Raw genomic sequence first — 16,925 nt, 5'->3', positions numbered from 1 at the left:
ATTACCAGTGAGCTGAGCAATGTCCAATCAGGAATGCCACTGCTCCCACGTTTCAAGTTTCATGACTTCCATTTCGGTCTTGGGATCCCGCCCCATGAGAGCCTCTACAGCGTCACGTGGCTCACGATCCTGAAAGAGGACATGGTACAGTTGATCCGCAATCGGCATCTGTACCCCGTATTTCTGGGAGATAAAGTAGGCTGCTTTCGTCGTACGAATTCCCTCTACTACCATTCCCATGGAATTCAGAACATCCTCGAGCTTTTGTCCCTGGCCAAGCATGGAACCAGCACGCCAGTTACGGCTATGTTGACTCGTAGCGGTAACGACCAAATCACCAATTCCCGCCAGACCGGCAAACGTAAGCGGGTTCGCTCCCATTTCCACACCAATCCGTGTGATTTCAGCAAGTCCGCGAGTCAACAGGGCTGCTTTTGCATTATCACCGAAGTCAAGGCCATCAGACATCCCTGCACCAAGCGCGATAATATTTTTAAAAGCACCTGCCAGCTCTACACCAAGCATATCCCGATTCGTATACACACGGAAATAGGCATTCATAAACAAAGCTTGCGCAGCATCCGCTGCCGCTTTGTCCAGTGAGGCCACAACTACAGTTGTAGGGCAGCGTTTTACCACTTCTTCAGCATGACTCGGACCGGAAAGGACCACAATGTGCCCTTCATCGCATTCGAGCTCTTCGGAAATAACTGTAGACATGCGTTTGAGACTTTCCGTTTCAAATCCTTTGGTCGCATGAATGATTAACATTTCAGGCGTGTAGTATGACTTCAGTTGATTGGCTACCGATCTCATGGCCGAAGAAGGTGCAACAATTAGTACCGCTGAAGCACCCTGAACCGCATTCCCCATGTCTGTCGTTGCCTGAATGCGATCTGATAGTTCTGCACCAGGAAGAAAACGGCTGTTTTTATGGTCGTTGTTAATTTCGGCGGCCTGCTCCTCACCACGTGTCCACATCGTCACATCCAGACCATTGGCGGCCAGTACACTGGCCAGAGCGGTCCCCCAACTGCCTGCGACCAGGACGGCAACTTTTTTAGACAACGCGTTTTCCACCCCCAGTTTTTTTGGCTCCTAATTTATTTTCCTGTCCTCTGGCAAGCTTCGCAATATTGGTGCGATGTCTCCAAAATGCAAACAGACAAATAATCAGACTTCCCCAGAATAAATTCATGGAATATCCGGGAAACACTAGGATGAAGATTGGTGTCAAGGCTACGAAAATAAGGGAACCCAGTGATACATAACGAGTCAAAACGATAGACAGGATTGCAATAACGCCAGCGGATAAAGCTGGGACAATTGCAAGAGTAGCGAGTACGCCAATTGCTGTTGCAATTCCTTTTCCTCCACGGAATCGGAAGTAGAGCGGCCAGTTATGTCCTGCAATCGATGCTATACCACAAATGGCAGGAATCCACTCTGAACCGTTACTGAACCATACTCCAATCCATACAGCTGCAATACCTTTAAGGACATCCAACAGCAGAACAAGAATCGCAGGCCCTTTACCCAAAATCCGCAATGTATTGGTAGCCCCTGCATTTCCGCTCCCATGTTGACGAATGTCGATCCCCCGTATTGCCTTTGCAAGGAGGACACTAAAGCTGATTGAACCAAGCAGATAGCTCAGAACAATCGCTGCGATTGGTAAAATCACAAACTTCTCCCCTAACCTTCGTCGGACTTCCTCCGAGTAAATATGCGAATTGGCGTACCTTCGAAATCAAACGCTCCACGGATTTTATTCTCCAGATAACGTTCGTAAGAGAAGTGCATCAATTCTGGATCGTTCACAAAAATAACCATGGTCGGTGGTTTTACGGCTACCTGTGTCACATAGTTGATACGCATTCTACGTCCTTTGTCCGTAGGCGGCGGATTAATTGCAACAGCATCAGATACAACATCATTAAGCAAATGTGTCTGAACGCGCATGGCATGCTGCTGCGCAACTCGCGTTACCACAGGAAGCAATTTTTGTAAGCGTTGTTTTGTCTTGGCTGACAAAAAGACTACAGGAGCATAAGTCATAAACAGGAAATGATCCCGAATTTTCTTCTCAAACTCGTTCATCGTTTTATCCGTTTTATCCACAACGTCCCATTTGTTCACTACGAACAGGGAAGCTTTACCGGCTTCAAATGCATAACCTGCAATATGCTTGTCCTGCTCAATGATGCCTTCTTCACCGTTAATGACAACCAGAACGACATCCGCACGTTCAATCGCTCGCATGGCACGCATAACGCTGTATTTTTCGGTAGTTTCATACACTTTACCGCGTTTACGCATACCTGCTGTATCAATCAGCACGTAACGTTGTCCGTCTTTTTCAAACGGGGTATCGATGGCGTCACGTGTTGTGCCGGCTACATCACTGACGATAACACGTTCCTCACCCAAGATCGCGTTCACGAGTGAAGATTTACCAACATTCGGTCGTCCGATCAGAGCAACACGGATCACATCATCATCGTATGTCTCTTCTTCAAGTTCAGGCAGTTTCTCAACGATTGCATCCAGCAGATCGCCTACACCTGTACCATGACTTCCGGATACACCGATAGGATCGCCAAATCCAAATCCATAAAACTCGTAAATGAGCTCACTACGCCCAATATTATCCACTTTGTTAACGGCTACAACAATGGGCTTGCCTGAGCGGTACAACATCTCTGCGACTTCTTCATCAGATTGTGTAATCCCTGCTTTTGCATCACACATGAATACAATAACATCCGCTTCTTCAATAGCGAGCTCTGCCTGCATCCGGATTGATTTAAGAATGACGTCCTCGCCGTCGATTTCGATACCACCTGTATCGATAATACTGAATGGTTTGCCGTTCCATTCACCGATTCCATAGATCCGGTCACGGGTTATGCCCGGCTTGTCTTCCACAATGGCCAGTCTGTCGCCGATAATCCGATTGAAAATAGTGGATTTACCCACGTTCGGTCGCCCGACAATTGCCACAACGGGTCTTGCCATACATTCCACTCCTCCTGTCCATACTTACGTTACTCATCATAGCAAAAAACACATGTCTTGGCTAACGTTTCATGCCAAGAATGCTCACAATAACAACAATCGGCGAACCCGCCTGGGGCTCGCCGATCTTGCTTTTATTGTTCAGCAAAATATGCAGTATATAACTAAGAACCATGCATGAATAACTTATTTGAATTTGCTAAGTTTGTCACCGAAACGTTCTCCGAGTGTGATACTCATACCTTGATTGCTCAAGGAAACGTTCGGGTTGTTGATTTCTTCACGCGGAGCGTTGTTTCTAGCAGGTCTTTCAGCTTTTGGCGCTTGGGCTGGAGCTTCTTCTGTTTCCTTGATGCTCAGGCTTACACGTTGTTCAGCAGGGTTCATGTCGAGAATCTTAACTTGAACTTCCTGACCTTCTTTCAACACTTCGTGTGGAGTGCCGATGTGTTTGTGGGAAATTTGCGAGATATGCACAAGTCCCTCAACACCAGGAGCGATTTCAACAAATGCACCGAAATCAACCAGACGTTTAACAACACCTGTTACGATATCGCTAGTGTTGAATTTCTCGCCAGCTGTTTCCCATGGTCCTGGTTGAACAGCTTTCATGCTCAGGCTGATTTTACCTTTTTCAGGGTCAACTTTCAGCACTTTCACACTAACTTTGTCGCCTTCGGAAAGAACGTCAGATGGTTTGTCCACATGAGTCCAAGCAAGCTCGGATACGTGAACCAGACCGTCAACTCCGCCCACATCAACGAATGCACCAAATTGAGTCAAACGTTGAACAGTACCTTCGATGACTTGACCTTCTTGCAGACCAGCCATAACCTCAGCTTTGTTTGCTTCGAATTCTTGCTCCAGTACGTCTTTTTGGGAAAGGATCACTTTGTTGTTCTCACGATCGATCTCTTTCACTTTAACGCGCAGTGTGCGTCCTTTGTAGTCGCTGAAATCTTCAACGAAATGGCGCTCAACCATGGAAGCCGGGATGAATCCGCGTACGCCCACGTCTGCTACCAGACCGCCTTTGACTACGTCAGCAACAACAACTTCGAACACGTCTTGGTCTTCAAAATGCTTTTGCAATTGATCCCAAGCGTTTTCGCTGTCGATCGCACGTTTGGACAGAACGAGTTTTTCTTTCTCGTCGTCGATGCTAAGTACTTTAGCTTCAACTTCTTGTCCAACTTCAACTGCATCAGACGCGCTGTCTACATGCAAAGAGGACAGTTCGCGAATTGGAATTACACCGTCATATTTATATCCAATGCTCACATAGGCTTGGTTATCTTCCAATTTGACGATGGTTCCTTTTACGGTATCTCCTTTTTTCAAGGAAACGAATTGATCCAACTCATCTTGGGTTGCTTCTTGATTTTTCATTTCTTCCGACATGTCAAATACCCTCCTCAATTCAAAAACCCCATTATATTCAAACCTGCCTGTAGCAGAGTTCAAAACACTTTCATCGCTGAATGGCATGGATTAGTTTCCCTCAAAAAAATGGAAACATGCATTCAGAATCTGGGCGAAAAACAATTACTTGCTCGGTACGCCCGTTTCCACCATTTCATTAATCTTGGACATAATCTTTTCAGTCGCTCTTTCCAATGCATCTCCAGAAGGATCTTCCTTAAACTCGTCCAAGTTCACCGGTGCTCCATACACAACTTTCATCTTACGAAAAAGCTTGTAGTTGCCGATAATAGCAGTAGGGATAACGGTGGCACCACTCCGAAGAGCGAAGCTCGCTGCACCTTTTTTGCCGATGCCTCCATCATTGTGCCGGCTCCCGGACGGGAAAATGCCAAGCACTTCACCATTACGCAAAATGTTCAGTGAAGTTTTGATGGATTCCTTGCTAACGCCTCCTCGTTTAACGGGAAACGCGCCTACTGCCTTAATGATTTTGCCAAGTACCGGAACATCAAACAATTCACTTTTGGCCATGAAGCGTACCTGACGGCGAATTTTAATACCTACCGTTGGAGGATCAAAGTTACTAATATGATTGGAACATAAAAGTACGCCGCCCTCTTGTGGGATGTTCTCCCGGCCAACTGCCTCCAGGCGGAAAAGAATGGTGTAAATGATCCGCAGTACTGTGCTGCAAAATGTGTAAATCATAGACCAACCTCTCCTCTGACCATTGTGCAATAAGATACGATTTTGTCAACCACTTCATGAATGCTCATATTGGTTGTATCAAGAACAGTTGCGTCCTCAGCACAGCGAAGTGGGGATATTTCCCGCTCTTCATCCAATTTGTCACGCGTGGCGATGTCTCGCTCTAGTTGCTTCAACGTCAGTCCTTCAGAGGGGTCCAGTTCTTTGAAGCGGCGAAGTGCACGCTCTTCCACACTGGCAGTCATGAAGATTTTCACTTCCGCATCGGGCAATACTGTCGTTCCGATATCGCGTCCATCCATGACGACGCCCTTGCGCAAAGCCATTTGCCGCTGAGTATCCACTAATTGCGAACGCAGCCCCTCGATTTGCGCATATCGGGACACGATCCCCGTAACTTCACGGGAGCGGATTTCCGAGGTTACATCTTCCCCGTTACAGAACACTTTCTGTCCGCCCGGGTCCGGTTGTAAATCAATGACCAGTTTGTGGGCTTCTTGAAGTACCTCTGTTACATTATCCGGCGAAATCCCTTTCCGAATCATGTGCAGGGTTACCGCACGGTACATTGCGCCAGTATCGACGTAAATATACTCGAGCGCCTCTGCAACCAATCGGGCCACCGTGCTTTTCCCGGCACCAGCAGGTCCGTCAATTGCAACGTTCATCTTCCCGTTCTCTGATGTGTTCTGGCTTGCCAACGGGGCATTCCTCCTCAAACGATAAGCCTCAATAAAAAAACAGGCATTGCCTGCATCGTGAAAATTATACCACACTCTACACATGGATGCAAAAACAGCCAAATCAGCGTTGTTCCCTTTCCGTTGAAGACTCTGGCTGAATCGGTGTTCCTTCCATTCGGTCAATGTAGGTCACATTTTTTTTGAAATAGGGGACCTGGAGCAGAATTTGATACACCACCAACAGCAAGATCAAGACAGAGATGAGTTTGAGGAGCTTTCTCTCCATCCGTACTGATAAGACATAGTAGAGACGATCATATCTTCGGGATAAATGGCGGTGATTCATCACAAGTACCTCCGTTTTTCCCATTACGTTTCCCGGCAAATTTCCTTTTTATTCAAAATAGGGACACTTATTTTGCACGATAGTCCAGCTGCCGTTCAAAGCAGAACTTGATAATTTTTTGACGTTCCGAATCGGTAATCTGTACAAACTTCAACATGCATATCTGCCTGCCCGACTCCAGTTTCTGGATGCGAACGACTTCAGCCTCGAAAGCCACATGTTCGATGGTGGAATTTCGATAGGGAATGAGCAGCCAGCAATTCAACTTTTGCCCCTCCGCGACCGTTAATTTTGGTTCCCCGTAAATGGACAATCCCCCACCGCCGATATCTTCAGTCATTGCCACGGCACGGGTCAGATCCTCTGCTTGAATGGCTAATTCAAGATTTGCATGAACACGCAGGAAGCTGCGTCGCTGTATTTTAGAAATATCGTCAGGAAGCGGTTTTCGTATGCGTACAAGTCTTACAACGTCTTCCTCGAATCCGGTCACGTACGTATTGAAATAATGTCTGACTCCATCGTCAGTCATATAATAGATGGACAGTTCTTCTCCGAAATACAATCTTTTTAAACGACTGCTCCCCTGCAGCATGGGGACTTCAATCAAGAAACTGTGTTCATCCAAGTCCGCAATACGGGATTTGTATTCCTTGCTCTCTTCTTTCTCATCTGCTGAGGCAATCTGTATGTGCAAAATTTCATTAATTTTCGGATACAAGTTCTTCACCGCCACCTTAGCTATTAATCATCGTATGTACAGGGACTATTATACCATGACCTTTCTCATAGCGGATAACAAAAAAAACAGACCACAACGTGGTCTGTTCCGCGGTAATACGATGGAAACTGCCTTGGCTTGATATTACGAAGTCGCATTTACTGGTTTAATTTCCTCAACGGCTTCCTCGACGCCTGTATCCGCATTGATGTAAATTCGGTATTTCGTACCATTGATGCGTCCACCGAATTCATAACACAGCACTTCCTTGCTGTAATCATTCTCAATCAGCGATTTACGGGCATAGTTCTCTTCAAATTCGGGATTTAGCTTTTTGCGAGCCTGAGCTTCAGTAAGAGCGGCTTTCGGAATCTTCCGCTGTTTTTGATGCTCATAAACGTAGTCACTCGCCTGAAAACCTGTAACATCTCCTGTGTCCAGCCCAACTCGAACGGTCATTTTCTCAGGATAGATCAGGGTATCTCCTTGTTTGCGCACATACGTCAGGTTACCCAAATTACCGTACTCGTCGTAGTTTACCGCCTTCATATCCTTGTAGCCTTTATTGACAAGGAATTGATCAGCCTTGGCCATAGCTTCTTGACGCGAAACCTTTTTCGTTCCGATTGGACGTGTATCGCTGTAGGAAATCAACATTCCCCCATTGCGTGTAAAATCCATCATCAATTTGCTGTCTTTGGCTTGATTAATTGTCGCAGTATAAGACTCCCAGTCTGTGCCCTTACCATTCTCCTGCACTTGAATCTTGTTGCTGTCTGCATTCGAGAATTTCGCAGCTTTGCTCTGAATCTGCTCTTTTGTCATTGGGATTCCATCGAGCTTTTTGACTGAACGTTTTGCATAAATGTTGGATACTGAAGGACCCCAGTCGAGCTCAGGGTACTCCTGTACCTTTTTGTTCACAGTGCGAAACCCATCGACAATGGTGTTATCCATCGTTTCTTCTTCAGTCGCCATAGCCGTTTCGGCATCCATCCAGCGCAAGCGGTCTGAAAGCACTTTTTGCTGAACGTCCTGAAGATTTTTCGTGATCTCCGAGGAGTTCTGGTACAGCTTTTTCAGGTTGCCCATCTCTTTCTCACTGAGTGGTTCGTTGGTCAAATCACGCATGGATGCCTGATAAGCGAAGTTTGAAATTCGGGAAAGAAAATCCTCTGTTTCATTGAAAGGCAGCATGGTGAGAGGCAGTTGGTTAATTTCATTTTGCGCTTCACTCGTGAGCCGCCACACATTCATCAGACCTTTACGATGCATTCCCTGGGAAGTGGAGTTCACTGCCAGTGTATTGCCGATTTCGGAATGCAATTTGTCCATGTGAAAAGACAGGTCATGGAAGGCACGTTGGTACTGATTCTCCGCTTTGATCAAAATCGCATTTTTCTCCTGGTTCTCTTGGTATCCCCAAACAAGGGCACCGATCAGCAGTACTGCAAATATCGGAAACATGACTGAACTTAAACGTTTATACATCGGTAGAGTCTCCTTTCATCTAAACCACTATCTATATTGTGGATCGAAGAAAGTCCTCTTATGCATCGGTTTTCCAGCCGGCACAATGTTTGACTCTTCACGTGGCTATTAGTTCATCTGAATCCAGGACGTAACGCCGTCTTCCTCAATCTCAAATTGATCCCGATTATCGCACAGGCACTGCTTAAACCCGGTCTCAATCCGACCTCTTTCTTTTTTACCACGCAGCGTAAAACGCTCTCCGCACTGTTTGCATCTAATTTTAATTTTAATTCTCATTACGCTGTCCCCGTTTCTGTTGGTCATTCCCCAGGGATTTTTATTCCAGAACAAAAAAAAACACACCGGGGCATCAGGCGCAGTATGCGCTCCATGTCCACCAGTGTGTCCGTATTTCTATAATTTAATCTCTTCCTCCCGTTTCACAAATCGAAAAGGAGAGCGGTTGTTAGCCCGCGTAATTTTGCCTATGGCTCCATACCACAAGCCCGCCATTAGCGGCGCAATGAACCACAGCCAGTAGTTTGCCATGGTGTTCATGATGACATCGTACAGCGCATGCCAGAAAAACGGAAGCACTAAGGACATCATAAGAAACCATCGTTTCTTCCTGCCATCCGTAAATTTGGCCCGCCCCATGTAATACCCCATAATTACGGCAAACATGGCGTGTCCTGACACAGGGAGCAATGCACGGACAAACATGGCTGAGACGGATGCATTCCCCGCAAAGGCATACAAAACATTCTCTACCGTGGCAAACCCAAGTGAAACGGCAACTGCATAGAGTATACCGTCATAGGGCTCATCAAACTCCGTGTGATTATAAATGATATGATATAACACAAACCATTTAATGAATTCCTCAACCCCACCAGAGATGAGAATAGATTCAACATAGGGATTATCTCCGAGCCATATCATCATACCTCGCTGGATGATCATCACAGGCAACACCATCAGAATACCCATGACAAACACTCTCAACACCATGTGAAGCGGCTCGGAATCATAACGATCTTTCAGATAAAAATATGTTAACAAGGCGAGACCCGGAGCTACTGCTGCCGCTAAAACCGAAAACAAAAGCACCGAAATTCCCTCCTCTGGCTAAGACGCGTTTACATCTGAACTTAATCCTGACGTTTGAAGTGGGTGCAGATCACATCAATTGCCTGTTCAGGAATAATAACCTTACCGTACTCTTCCATAACCGCAGGCGTAACCGAAGAACCTTCACCAAATTCAGCAAGCAGCGCTATTAACGCAGCGTGTTTGGTGGAATCGACCTCATCCGGCTCCAGATGCAGGAACCATTTGTCTTTGTAGGAATAAAGTCTTCCGGCATTTGTCACGTGTTGACGCAGCATATGTGCAGCCTCGATTAATACTTCGAAATCCTTAAAGGCATATACGATGGAATCGCTTTGCTCTAACGTAACTTCCATCTCGTATACTTCTTCAGGCAGATCATCCTCATTGCCCGAACCATATTGTTGCGGATCATATTTCCCACGGGTAACAATGACAACCATTCCTTGAGCGGGAAGTGCGAATACTTCGACAGCAAGTGGACCTGTAGCATCGAACCCAAGTTCGGAATATGCCTGATCCATCATTTCAGTGAACAGTTCATGAACTTTAGGTATTTCCTGCCACATATCTTCTTTTTGTATTCCGCGCTCGCTCAGATCGTCAAAGGTCAGGAAAATCCGTATCTTATCGTGACTTAATCGTTCTATTTTCATACAGGATCTCCCCTTTATAAGCAAGTCTTATAACAGATTATGAAGCACAAAACAATATGTGCTGAAAATAAATCTATGTAGTTATGTTATCATTTTATACCTGCAAATGCACGAAGTAAAATCGACAAAAAAAGAATCAAGCCACATCATACAAGACTGTGGTTGATTCTATTCAGTAGTTTTGGTTTATAAACCCGGTACTGTTGTGTTTGTTTGAGTCAAAATCTGCTCAACTTCATGTTTAACATCAGGATTGGTGCGAATAAAATCTTTGAGCATGTTCATGTTCTCTTCTTTTTCCTGCGGGGTGATCGCTCTTGCCGTTTTCTTCACTGTACTTTTGTGGGATTCACCATGTTCATTATTCTTGGGGCTGAATCCATCCATGCCAGGAAACGTCATTTCCATCATCTTGTGCTTGGCCTGACCCATTACGTTGCCTGACGACAGAGAAGACAGCATGGGTATTTTGCCTTTGGACAGATATGAGCTGGCAGCAACGCCAACTACTATCCCCCAGAAAAAGGATGACGCCTTCATTACACCAACCTCCTCTTATGTTAAGATCACAACTAGTGTTTGCGGAAGCACGACATCTCATTCCGCATAAATACAGGAAAGTGAGTTGAATTTATGTTTAGAACTACTGCAGCAATCATTATTGCCGCCAGCCTACTGCTGTCTGCGTGTGGAGTGCAAGAAGATACTTCTGCTGAAAAAACAACTCCAGAAAATGAACCCGCCTCCACTGTACAAAGTGGTCTGAATGATTCCTCCGAGACGGCGGAGACTGATCAGCCCACAGCTCAAGACAACCCTGAACTTACAAAAGACAAGGAACCAACTGAGGATAAGCAAGAACAAAAAATTACGAAAACGTATCATATGAATGAGAATTATTACATTAAGCCAAATGATGAACATGGTGAAAAGAAGGTTGTCTTGCTTACATTTGATGATGGTCCAAAGGAAGAAGAAATGATCAATGGATTAATCGATACGCTGGACAAACATAATGCCAAGGCCATATTTTTCGTCAATGGATATCGTGTCGAAAGTCACCCTGAGTTGTTAAAGATCATTCATGAGCGGGGTCAAATTATAGGGAATCACGCGTGGGACCATGAAGATCTCAAAAAAATGTCCACTACACAAGCCGCCAAGCAGGTAACGGATGTTCAAGACATCATTAAAGATACCATTGGTGTCGAGCCGGAATTTTTCCGACCTCCCTTTGGTTCCGGCAATGACGCTCTGAAAGCTGCAGTTCAAAAAAACGGCATGTTATACATGACTTGGTCCAACGGTTCACTGGATTGGGACAAAAGCACAAAGAACAAACCGGAAAAAGTGATTCAAAATGTGCTTGACCAGTTGAATCCAGGGAGTAACATATTGATGCATGAGCTTCCCTGGACTGTAGACGCACTGGATGAATTGTTAACGAAATTGGAGAAAAAGGGTTATTCATTTGTAGACCCTCGTTCAATAGAGCTTGAAGCTCGATAAGACATAAAAAACAGCCTCGATCAATCATGATCAAGGCTGTTTAGTTTTGCCGATTTTAAAGTAATCTTGTGCATTTCAGCCGGGCAACATAGTCTGAACGGCAGGTGATTCGTTCCGTAACCTCTGCTGACCAGCAGTTTACCATCAGGAAGACCGTCACCCCGCTTGAAGGTATACCAACCGTGCGACACATCCCGGTATGCCTTATGAAGAAAAAGCGGTCCAAGGAATGGGATGACCAGTTGTCCCCCGTGTGTATGCCCACTTAAAACAAGATCAGCATATTCCTGAATGCGATTTGCCTGTAGCGGATCGTGAATTAATATAATCGTGCATTTATTTATGTCCTGATCCATAAGAAGCTTGCTAAGTTGACGGGACCGATAATCCATTCCGGCAAGATTGATGTTTGAATTCCCTTGATGCAGAGATACCACCTTGTCTTGCAGAAGTTCAACACCCGTTTCCTGAAAAATTCGAGTTAAATGAGCTGTTCCCGCCCTTTTATCATGATTTCCGTAAACCGCAAAAGTGGGAGCAATATCTGTCAACAGTTTCATATTGTGTCTAACGGTAGACCAGGATATCCCCTTTTCAGCGACGTCTCCACCTATCAGAACCCAATCCACCTGATCCATTAACGGTTCAAGGTCCCGCTGTCTAAGCTTTCTCTTATGAAGGTCTGATACAAACAAAATGGCACTTCCATCAAACGAATGGGGCAAACCGTTTACCTCCACCTCATCTTCAACTACCTGATGAAAATGCGCTTCACGCCACATATGAATCCCTAACATCACAATCAATAATAAAACAGCGCTGAACCAGAGCATCATCACCAAGGCCAAGGAAGGAAAGTGTTTAGGGGCGGAGCCCCTTGTATACCCCACCAAACGAGGCTGACCGTAAGAAGAACAAAAATAACAATTAGCGAGTTTACAAACCTTTTGCTTAAACGTAACCGCCGTGAAGGATGAAGCTCGGTTCGAGTGGGAAGTGAACCTGCTTCCGCGACAGTTTCATCCGTCGTTTTTTGCTGTGATTTGGAACGTGCTGGTGCACGACTGGGAAGCACTGGGCTTTCCAGGGTTGATGCGTATGACTTGCGCTGCGATCTTGGTACAGTTACCGTAGTCAACGCTGTACCTGCCCCTTCCACTGCAGCAGCCGGTTCAGCAACCAAGTTTACTTGGGATGCATTAGTCCGCTCGGTTGTCTCTGTTTTGTCCGAGTGTCGGTGACGCTGACTGCCATATGTCTTCATTCTACTTAATTGCTGGTTCATGATCCCCTCCGAAAACGTATCGCTAATCCGGACACCAAATCAATAATAAAATGACATAATATCGGCGCCCACAATGTGCCGGATTGCAAATAAATCCAACCCAATCCATAGCTTGAAACAAATACCCAACCTGTAGGAATCCAGTGGCGAAGATAGCGAATATGAATTACGGCAAACAAAATGCTGGTCCAGTAAGGTCCAATTGCATGCTGAATGGCTCCCCGGAACAACAATTCTTCGCAAATAGCGACAAGGGCTGCTATACACACGATATGCCAGATGGGACGAGACCTGAATAACATCTCGTTAATTCCCCCGTCATCCATACTCTCCTGAGGAATGACATACGACAGGACCATGTCCATGACCAGCATAATGCCAGCAAGACCAAGCCCCCACCAGATAAAATGAACATTTTCAGGCCATGCGAGAACATCGAACAGATTACGTTTCTGAAGTAAAATCCATATAACTCCAATGATCAGAGTTAAACCCTGTGTAAAATATAGATTGATCAGAAGCAAGCGCTCGGTTAACTGCTGTGGTTCAGCCTTCTGAATTTTGAACTTGGAAAACTTTGATTTTTTCATCGCCTGCGTCTGTCCTCTTGATATATTTTTGATGGATAACCTACTTGGCTGCCCAATCGGATAGTATACTAAATGATAGCCAAAAAACCAAATTGGTTCAAGACCTGCCTCAAGTCCCGGTTTTCCAGCCATTGTTACCCGCATTTCGCGGGCTTCAACAGGATGTCTGGCATTGCGTTTCCAACTTCGAAATCTCACTATTTTACGAATATGATTCATGTATTACTCCAACAAAAGACAGACATATGGAAGAGTTTCACTCGATTCGAATTAAAACATTTATGCCTATTGACATGCTCATGTTAGCCATGATACATTATGAAAAAATTAGTCACGTTAAACACGATGATGGAAAAAAGATGTTGCTTTGTTCTTACAGAGAGCCGATGGATGGTGTAAATCGGTGGCAGGCAATGAATCTTGAGCGTTCCTGAGTTATTGCATTGAAATTGGAGTAGGTGCAATCGGTTTAGAGCCGTTATCCTCTTCGGTCTTTATTGACCGTGAAGACTGTCGTTGCGAAGCGGCAGTGAATTAGGGTGGTACCACGACAACTCTCGTCCCTTATTGCGCAAGCAGTATGTGGATTGAGAGTTTTTTGATTTATTTTTAGGCGAATGACGTGGGAACACTCTATTATTACACCTCTACCCTCTGCTGCGACACCGCGTTGTTGGGCGGAAGGATGGACTTGGTTTTAAGGAACACCTCTATCTTGAGGTCAGACCTTGACGATATAGATACACATACTAAGGAGGAAGAAACCATGTACAAAGTGTTAGTATCGGACCCAATCAGTGATTTGGGTATCCAGCAGCTGGTGGATGCAAATGATGTTGTTGTTGAAAAGAATACCGGTCTTAGTGAAGATGAGCTCGTAGCTATCATTGGCGATTATGACGCCCTTCTCGTTCGAAGCCAGACTCGTGTTACAGATCGTATTATGACTGCCGGAACAAACCTTAAGGTCATTGGCCGTGCAGGAGTTGGGGTAGATAACATTGACCTGGAAGCTGCAACTCAGCGCGGTATCATCGTTATTAATGCACCTGATGGCAACACCATCACCACATGTGAGCATACATTTGCCATGATGATGGCGCTGGCACGTCACATTCCACAGGCATACGCCAAAACCATTCAGGGTACATGGGATCGTAAAACCTTCCTGGGTGTGGAGTTGAGAAACAAAACCCTTGGCGTGCTCGGCATGGGACGGATCGGAAGTGAGGTAGCCAAACGTGCCAAGGCATTTGGTATGGACATTTTGGCTTATGATCCATTCCTCACCCAAGAACGTGCTGACAAGCTTCAGGTTAAACTGGCCAGCGTGGATGATATCATTCGCAATGCCGACTTCATGACGGTACACACTCCATTGACACCAGAAACCCGCCACATGATCTCCCGTGCGCAATTTGAAGTCATGAAAAAAGGAATGCGCATTATCAACTGTGCTCGTGGTGGAGTGGTGGATGAAATGGCGCTTGTCGAAGCGATCGATGAGGGTATTGTTGCAGGTGCGGCATTTGACGTATTCGAAAGCGAGCCACCAGCACAGGATCACCCTTTCCTGAACCATCCGAGCATCATTGTTACACCTCATCTTGGCGCATCCACAGTGGAAGCTCAGGAAAATGTGGCGATTGATGTATCAGAGCAAGTGCTTCACATTTTGCGGAATGAACCGTTCAAGAATGCGGTGAACATGCCCGCTGTTGCTCCAACCGTTATGAACAAATTGCAACCGTACTTCAAACTGGGTGAAACCCTGGGTAGCTTTGCAGCACAGATTACACAAAATGCAGTACAAGAGATTCGGATCGATTATGCAGGTGATCTTTCTGAGGTAGATACTTCACCTCTTACCCGTTACATTGTTAAGGGTATTCTCGCCAGACATCTGGGTGGGGAAGCCAATATCGTCAACTCCATGCATCTGGCCAAAACCCGTGATCTAAATGTGGTTGTAAGCCAAACATCCGCAACCAAAGGATTTACCAATCTCATTACAGTAACGTTGGTAACAACGCAGGATGCAGAGGAGCGCCGTGTCGCTGGTACATTGCTTGCAGGTTATGGAGAACGGATCGTTCGCCTGGACAAATTCCCGGTAGATATCGCCCCGGAGAGCCATCAAATCCTGATCTCCCATAATGATAAGCCAGGAATTATCGGGCGTGTAGGTACCCTGCTTGGACAAAATGATGTCAACATCGCATCCATGCAAGTGGGACGGAAAATTATTGGTGGTGCGGCGATCATGATTCTGACTGTGGACAAAGCCGTTCCGAAAGATGTTCTTGTCCAGCTCACTGCTCTGCCTGAGCTTAATACAGCTGTTGAAATTGTACTTGAATAGTTACTCATCTTGCAAAGATAGTCAAAAGAGACGATCCCAAAGGGTTCGTCTCTTTTTTTAAACTTAGCTTAATCGAATAATGTTTAGTGTTGCACCCGGAGGTGACAGCACAGCAGTTGCAACTAATCCAAACAATTGAAGCTGAATGGTCGATCCCGCCGGAACGGTTATTATAAAATCGGCCGCTAGCTGGCTAAGTGAAAGTAATGGTGAAATTACACTAGGTGGAACGACAGCTCCATTAAGCAATATGCGGGATTGAATGGCGAGCGCAGCTGTAAGATTTATTTTGTAGCTAATATAATAACGACCGGCCGTAGCAAGTGTGAACGTATTGTTGGCTCCATTTACTGTAATACCTGTTCCTAAATTCTGATTTGTAGGGAGGGCTACCGATGTTCCACCCAAAATAACAAGAATGGTTCCATTAGTATTCTCTGCATAAGCAGAAGTCTCAGTTAAAGAGGTTCCTGTCACGCCTGTTGCACCGGTAATTCCGGTTGTACCAACACCTGTGGCTCCCGTAACCCCCGTCTCGCCTGTTATGCCAGTTGCCCCTGTTGCACCTGAAACGCCTGTTGCTCCTGTAAGGCCTGTTGCTCCTGTAACCCCAGTACTTCCTGTTACACCTACTCCTGTGGCTCCCGTTAATCCCGTTCCTCCGGTCACGCCAGTTATACCTGTGGCTCCCGTAAGGCCTGTGGCTCCTGTAACCCCAGTACTTCCTGTTACACCTACTCCTGTGGCTCCCGTTAATCCCGTTTCTCCCGTTACGCCAGTTGTTCCTGTGCCTCCCGTAAGACCTGTGGCTCCTGTAACCCCAGTACTTCCTGTTACACCTACTCCCGTGGCTCCAGTCAATCCCGTTTCTCCCGTTACGCCAGTTATACCTGTGGCTCCCGTAAGGCCTGTTGCTCCTGTAACCCCAGTACTTCCTGTTACACCTACTCCTGTGGCTCCGGTTAACCCCGTTTCTCCGGTCACGCCAGTTGTTCCTGTGTCTCCCGTAACTCCGGTCGCGCCAGTAACTCCGGTACTT

19 protein-coding genes and 1 other annotated feature are annotated in these 16,925 nt (G+C 45.9%); of the genes, 2 read left to right on the top strand and 17 right to left on the bottom strand.

Annotation, left to right across the window (positions count from 1 at the left end):
• Positions 1-27: 27 nt before the first annotated feature.
• The 13 genes from AAIH57_RS19120 to AAIH57_RS19060 all read right to left on the bottom strand — a co-directional run bounded on the left by AAIH57_RS19120 (position 28) and on the right by AAIH57_RS19060 (position 10,680).
• The gene (locus tag AAIH57_RS19120) at positions 28-1,068 is read right to left on the bottom strand and encodes an NAD(P)H-dependent glycerol-3-phosphate dehydrogenase (protein ID WP_175397836.1); all 1,041 of its coding nucleotides are present in this window, start codon (positions 1,066-1,068) and stop codon (positions 28-30) included.
• Positions 1,061-1,684 carry a glycerol-3-phosphate 1-O-acyltransferase PlsY gene (gene plsY, locus AAIH57_RS19115; RefSeq protein WP_430022649.1) on the bottom strand — a complete coding sequence of 208 codons (624 nt, stop codon included), beginning with the start codon at positions 1,682-1,684 and terminating at the stop codon, positions 1,061-1,063. The genes AAIH57_RS19120 and plsY overlap by 8 nt, the downstream gene beginning before the upstream one ends.
• A gap of 11 nt (positions 1,685-1,695) precedes the next feature.
• Positions 1,696-3,018 (bottom strand): ribosome biogenesis GTPase Der, encoded by a 1,323-nt coding sequence (gene der, locus AAIH57_RS19110; protein ID WP_175397834.1) that lies wholly within the window; start codon positions 3,016-3,018, stop codon positions 1,696-1,698.
• 186 nt (positions 3,019-3,204) lie between these two features.
• Entirely contained in the window at positions 3,205-4,419 is a 1,215-nt protein-coding gene (gene rpsA / locus AAIH57_RS19105) for a 30S ribosomal protein S1 (protein WP_095292903.1), read from the bottom strand.
• 144 nt (positions 4,420-4,563) lie between these two features.
• Positions 4,564-5,151 (bottom strand): lysophospholipid acyltransferase family protein, encoded by a 588-nt coding sequence (locus AAIH57_RS19100; protein ID WP_430022648.1) that lies wholly within the window; start codon positions 5,149-5,151, stop codon positions 4,564-4,566.
• The gene (cmk, locus tag AAIH57_RS19095) at positions 5,148-5,852 is read right to left on the bottom strand and encodes a (d)CMP kinase (protein ID WP_175397832.1); all 705 of its coding nucleotides are present in this window, start codon (positions 5,850-5,852) and stop codon (positions 5,148-5,150) included. The genes AAIH57_RS19100 and cmk overlap by 4 nt, the downstream gene beginning before the upstream one ends.
• 103 nt (positions 5,853-5,955) lie before the next feature.
• Entirely contained in the window at positions 5,956-6,180 is a 225-nt protein-coding gene (locus AAIH57_RS19090; RefSeq protein WP_175397831.1) for a hypothetical protein, read from the bottom strand.
• Positions 6,181-6,247: 67 nt separating this feature from the next.
• Entirely contained in the window at positions 6,248-6,901 is a 654-nt protein-coding gene (locus AAIH57_RS19085) for a flagellar brake protein (RefSeq protein WP_430022647.1), read from the bottom strand.
• Positions 6,902-7,045: 144 nt separating this feature from the next.
• Positions 7,046-8,392, bottom strand: a complete 1,347-nt coding sequence (gene ypeB / locus AAIH57_RS19080) for a germination protein YpeB (RefSeq protein WP_175397829.1) — start codon at positions 8,390-8,392, stop codon at positions 7,046-7,048.
• 108 nt (positions 8,393-8,500) lie between these two features.
• Positions 8,501-8,671 carry a hypothetical protein gene (locus AAIH57_RS19075; RefSeq protein WP_175397828.1) on the bottom strand — a complete coding sequence of 57 codons (171 nt, stop codon included), beginning with the start codon at positions 8,669-8,671 and terminating at the stop codon, positions 8,501-8,503.
• Between the two features lie 117 nt (positions 8,672-8,788).
• Positions 8,789-9,484 (bottom strand): glutamic-type intramembrane protease PrsW, encoded by a 696-nt coding sequence (prsW, locus tag AAIH57_RS19070; protein WP_175397827.1) that lies wholly within the window; start codon positions 9,482-9,484, stop codon positions 8,789-8,791.
• A 41-nt stretch (positions 9,485-9,525) separates the two neighbouring features.
• Positions 9,526-10,140, bottom strand: coding sequence for a genetic competence negative regulator (locus tag AAIH57_RS19065; protein ID WP_175397826.1), 615 nt, complete (start codon positions 10,138-10,140; stop codon positions 9,526-9,528).
• A 186-nt stretch (positions 10,141-10,326) separates the two neighbouring features.
• Positions 10,327-10,680, bottom strand: coding sequence for a hypothetical protein (locus AAIH57_RS19060; RefSeq protein ID WP_175397825.1), 354 nt, complete (start codon positions 10,678-10,680; stop codon positions 10,327-10,329).
• A 93-nt stretch (positions 10,681-10,773) separates the two neighbouring features.
• On the opposite strand from AAIH57_RS19060, the gene AAIH57_RS19055 reads away from it, so the two are divergent.
• The gene (locus tag AAIH57_RS19055) at positions 10,774-11,649 is read left to right on the top strand and encodes a polysaccharide deacetylase family protein (protein ID WP_430022646.1); all 876 of its coding nucleotides are present in this window, start codon (positions 10,774-10,776) and stop codon (positions 11,647-11,649) included.
• Between the two features lie 20 nt (positions 11,650-11,669).
• On the opposite strand, the gene AAIH57_RS19050 is transcribed toward AAIH57_RS19055, so the two are convergent.
• The 3 genes from AAIH57_RS19050 to AAIH57_RS19040 are packed head-to-tail and all read right to left on the bottom strand — an operon-like array spanning position 11,670 to position 13,524.
• A complete protein-coding gene (locus tag AAIH57_RS19050; RefSeq protein WP_430022645.1) occupies positions 11,670-12,431 on the bottom strand; it encodes a metallophosphoesterase in 762 nt (253 codons plus the stop codon).
• A gap of 53 nt (positions 12,432-12,484) precedes the next feature.
• A complete protein-coding gene (locus AAIH57_RS19045) occupies positions 12,485-12,934 on the bottom strand; it encodes a hypothetical protein (protein WP_430022644.1) in 450 nt (149 codons plus the stop codon).
• Complete coding sequence (locus AAIH57_RS19040; RefSeq protein WP_430022643.1) at positions 12,931-13,524, bottom strand: CPBP family intramembrane glutamic endopeptidase; 594 nt, start codon at positions 13,522-13,524, stop codon at positions 12,931-12,933. The genes AAIH57_RS19045 and AAIH57_RS19040 overlap by 4 nt, the downstream gene beginning before the upstream one ends.
• 336 nt (positions 13,525-13,860) lie before the next feature.
• Positions 13,861-14,092: a binding site (T-box leader), on the top strand.
• Between the two features lie 198 nt (positions 14,093-14,290).
• Here AAIH57_RS19040 and serA point away from each other — a divergent pair.
• A complete protein-coding gene (gene serA, locus AAIH57_RS19035) occupies positions 14,291-15,886 on the top strand; it encodes a phosphoglycerate dehydrogenase (protein ID WP_175397820.1) in 1,596 nt (531 codons plus the stop codon).
• A gap of 63 nt (positions 15,887-15,949) precedes the next feature.
• Here the strand turns inward: serA and AAIH57_RS19030 are convergent.
• Positions 15,950-16,925 (bottom strand): BclA C-terminal domain-containing protein (locus AAIH57_RS19030; protein ID WP_430022642.1); only part of this gene is annotated, 976 nt, incomplete at its 5' end.

It is taken from the genome of Paenibacillus sp. MABNR03 (assembly GCF_050455445.1).
In the GTDB taxonomy this organism is placed as follows: Bacteria; Bacillota; Bacilli; order Paenibacillales; family Paenibacillaceae; genus Paenibacillus; species Paenibacillus xylanilyticus.
The sequence above is the reverse complement of the archived record's forward strand: the minus strand, read 5'-3'. Positions and strand labels throughout refer to the sequence as shown.

Excerpts from the sequence above, each read along its gene's own strand:
- AAIH57_RS19055 (WP_430022646.1), top strand. The coding sequence starts at position 10,774 with ATGTTTAGAACTACTGCAGCAATCATTATTGCCGCCAGCCTACTGCTG.
- AAIH57_RS19040 (WP_430022643.1), bottom strand. The coding sequence starts at position 13,524 with ATGAAAAAATCAAAGTTTTCCAAGTTCAAAATTCAGAAGGCTGAACCA.
- AAIH57_RS19045 (WP_430022644.1), bottom strand. The coding sequence starts at position 12,934 with ATGAACCAGCAATTAAGTAGAATGAAGACATATGGCAGTCAGCGTCAC.
- AAIH57_RS19050 (WP_430022645.1), bottom strand. The coding sequence starts at position 12,431 with ATGTGGCGTGAAGCGCATTTTCATCAGGTAGTTGAAGATGAGGTGGAG.
- rpsA (WP_095292903.1), bottom strand. The coding sequence starts at position 4,419 with ATGTCGGAAGAAATGAAAAATCAAGAAGCAACCCAAGATGAGTTGGAT.
- serA (WP_175397820.1), top strand. The coding sequence starts at position 14,291 with ATGTACAAAGTGTTAGTATCGGACCCAATCAGTGATTTGGGTATCCAG.
- ypeB (WP_175397829.1), bottom strand. The coding sequence starts at position 8,392 with ATGTATAAACGTTTAAGTTCAGTCATGTTTCCGATATTTGCAGTACTG.
- der (WP_175397834.1), bottom strand. The coding sequence starts at position 3,018 with ATGGCAAGACCCGTTGTGGCAATTGTCGGGCGACCGAACGTGGGTAAA.
- AAIH57_RS19090 (WP_175397831.1), bottom strand. The coding sequence starts at position 6,180 with ATGAATCACCGCCATTTATCCCGAAGATATGATCGTCTCTACTATGTC.
- AAIH57_RS19065 (WP_175397826.1), bottom strand. The coding sequence starts at position 10,140 with ATGAAAATAGAACGATTAAGTCACGATAAGATACGGATTTTCCTGACC.
- AAIH57_RS19060 (WP_175397825.1), bottom strand. The coding sequence starts at position 10,680 with ATGAAGGCGTCATCCTTTTTCTGGGGGATAGTAGTTGGCGTTGCTGCC.
- AAIH57_RS19100 (WP_430022648.1), bottom strand. The coding sequence starts at position 5,151 with ATGATTTACACATTTTGCAGCACAGTACTGCGGATCATTTACACCATT.
- AAIH57_RS19075 (WP_175397828.1), bottom strand. The coding sequence starts at position 8,671 with ATGAGAATTAAAATTAAAATTAGATGCAAACAGTGCGGAGAGCGTTTT.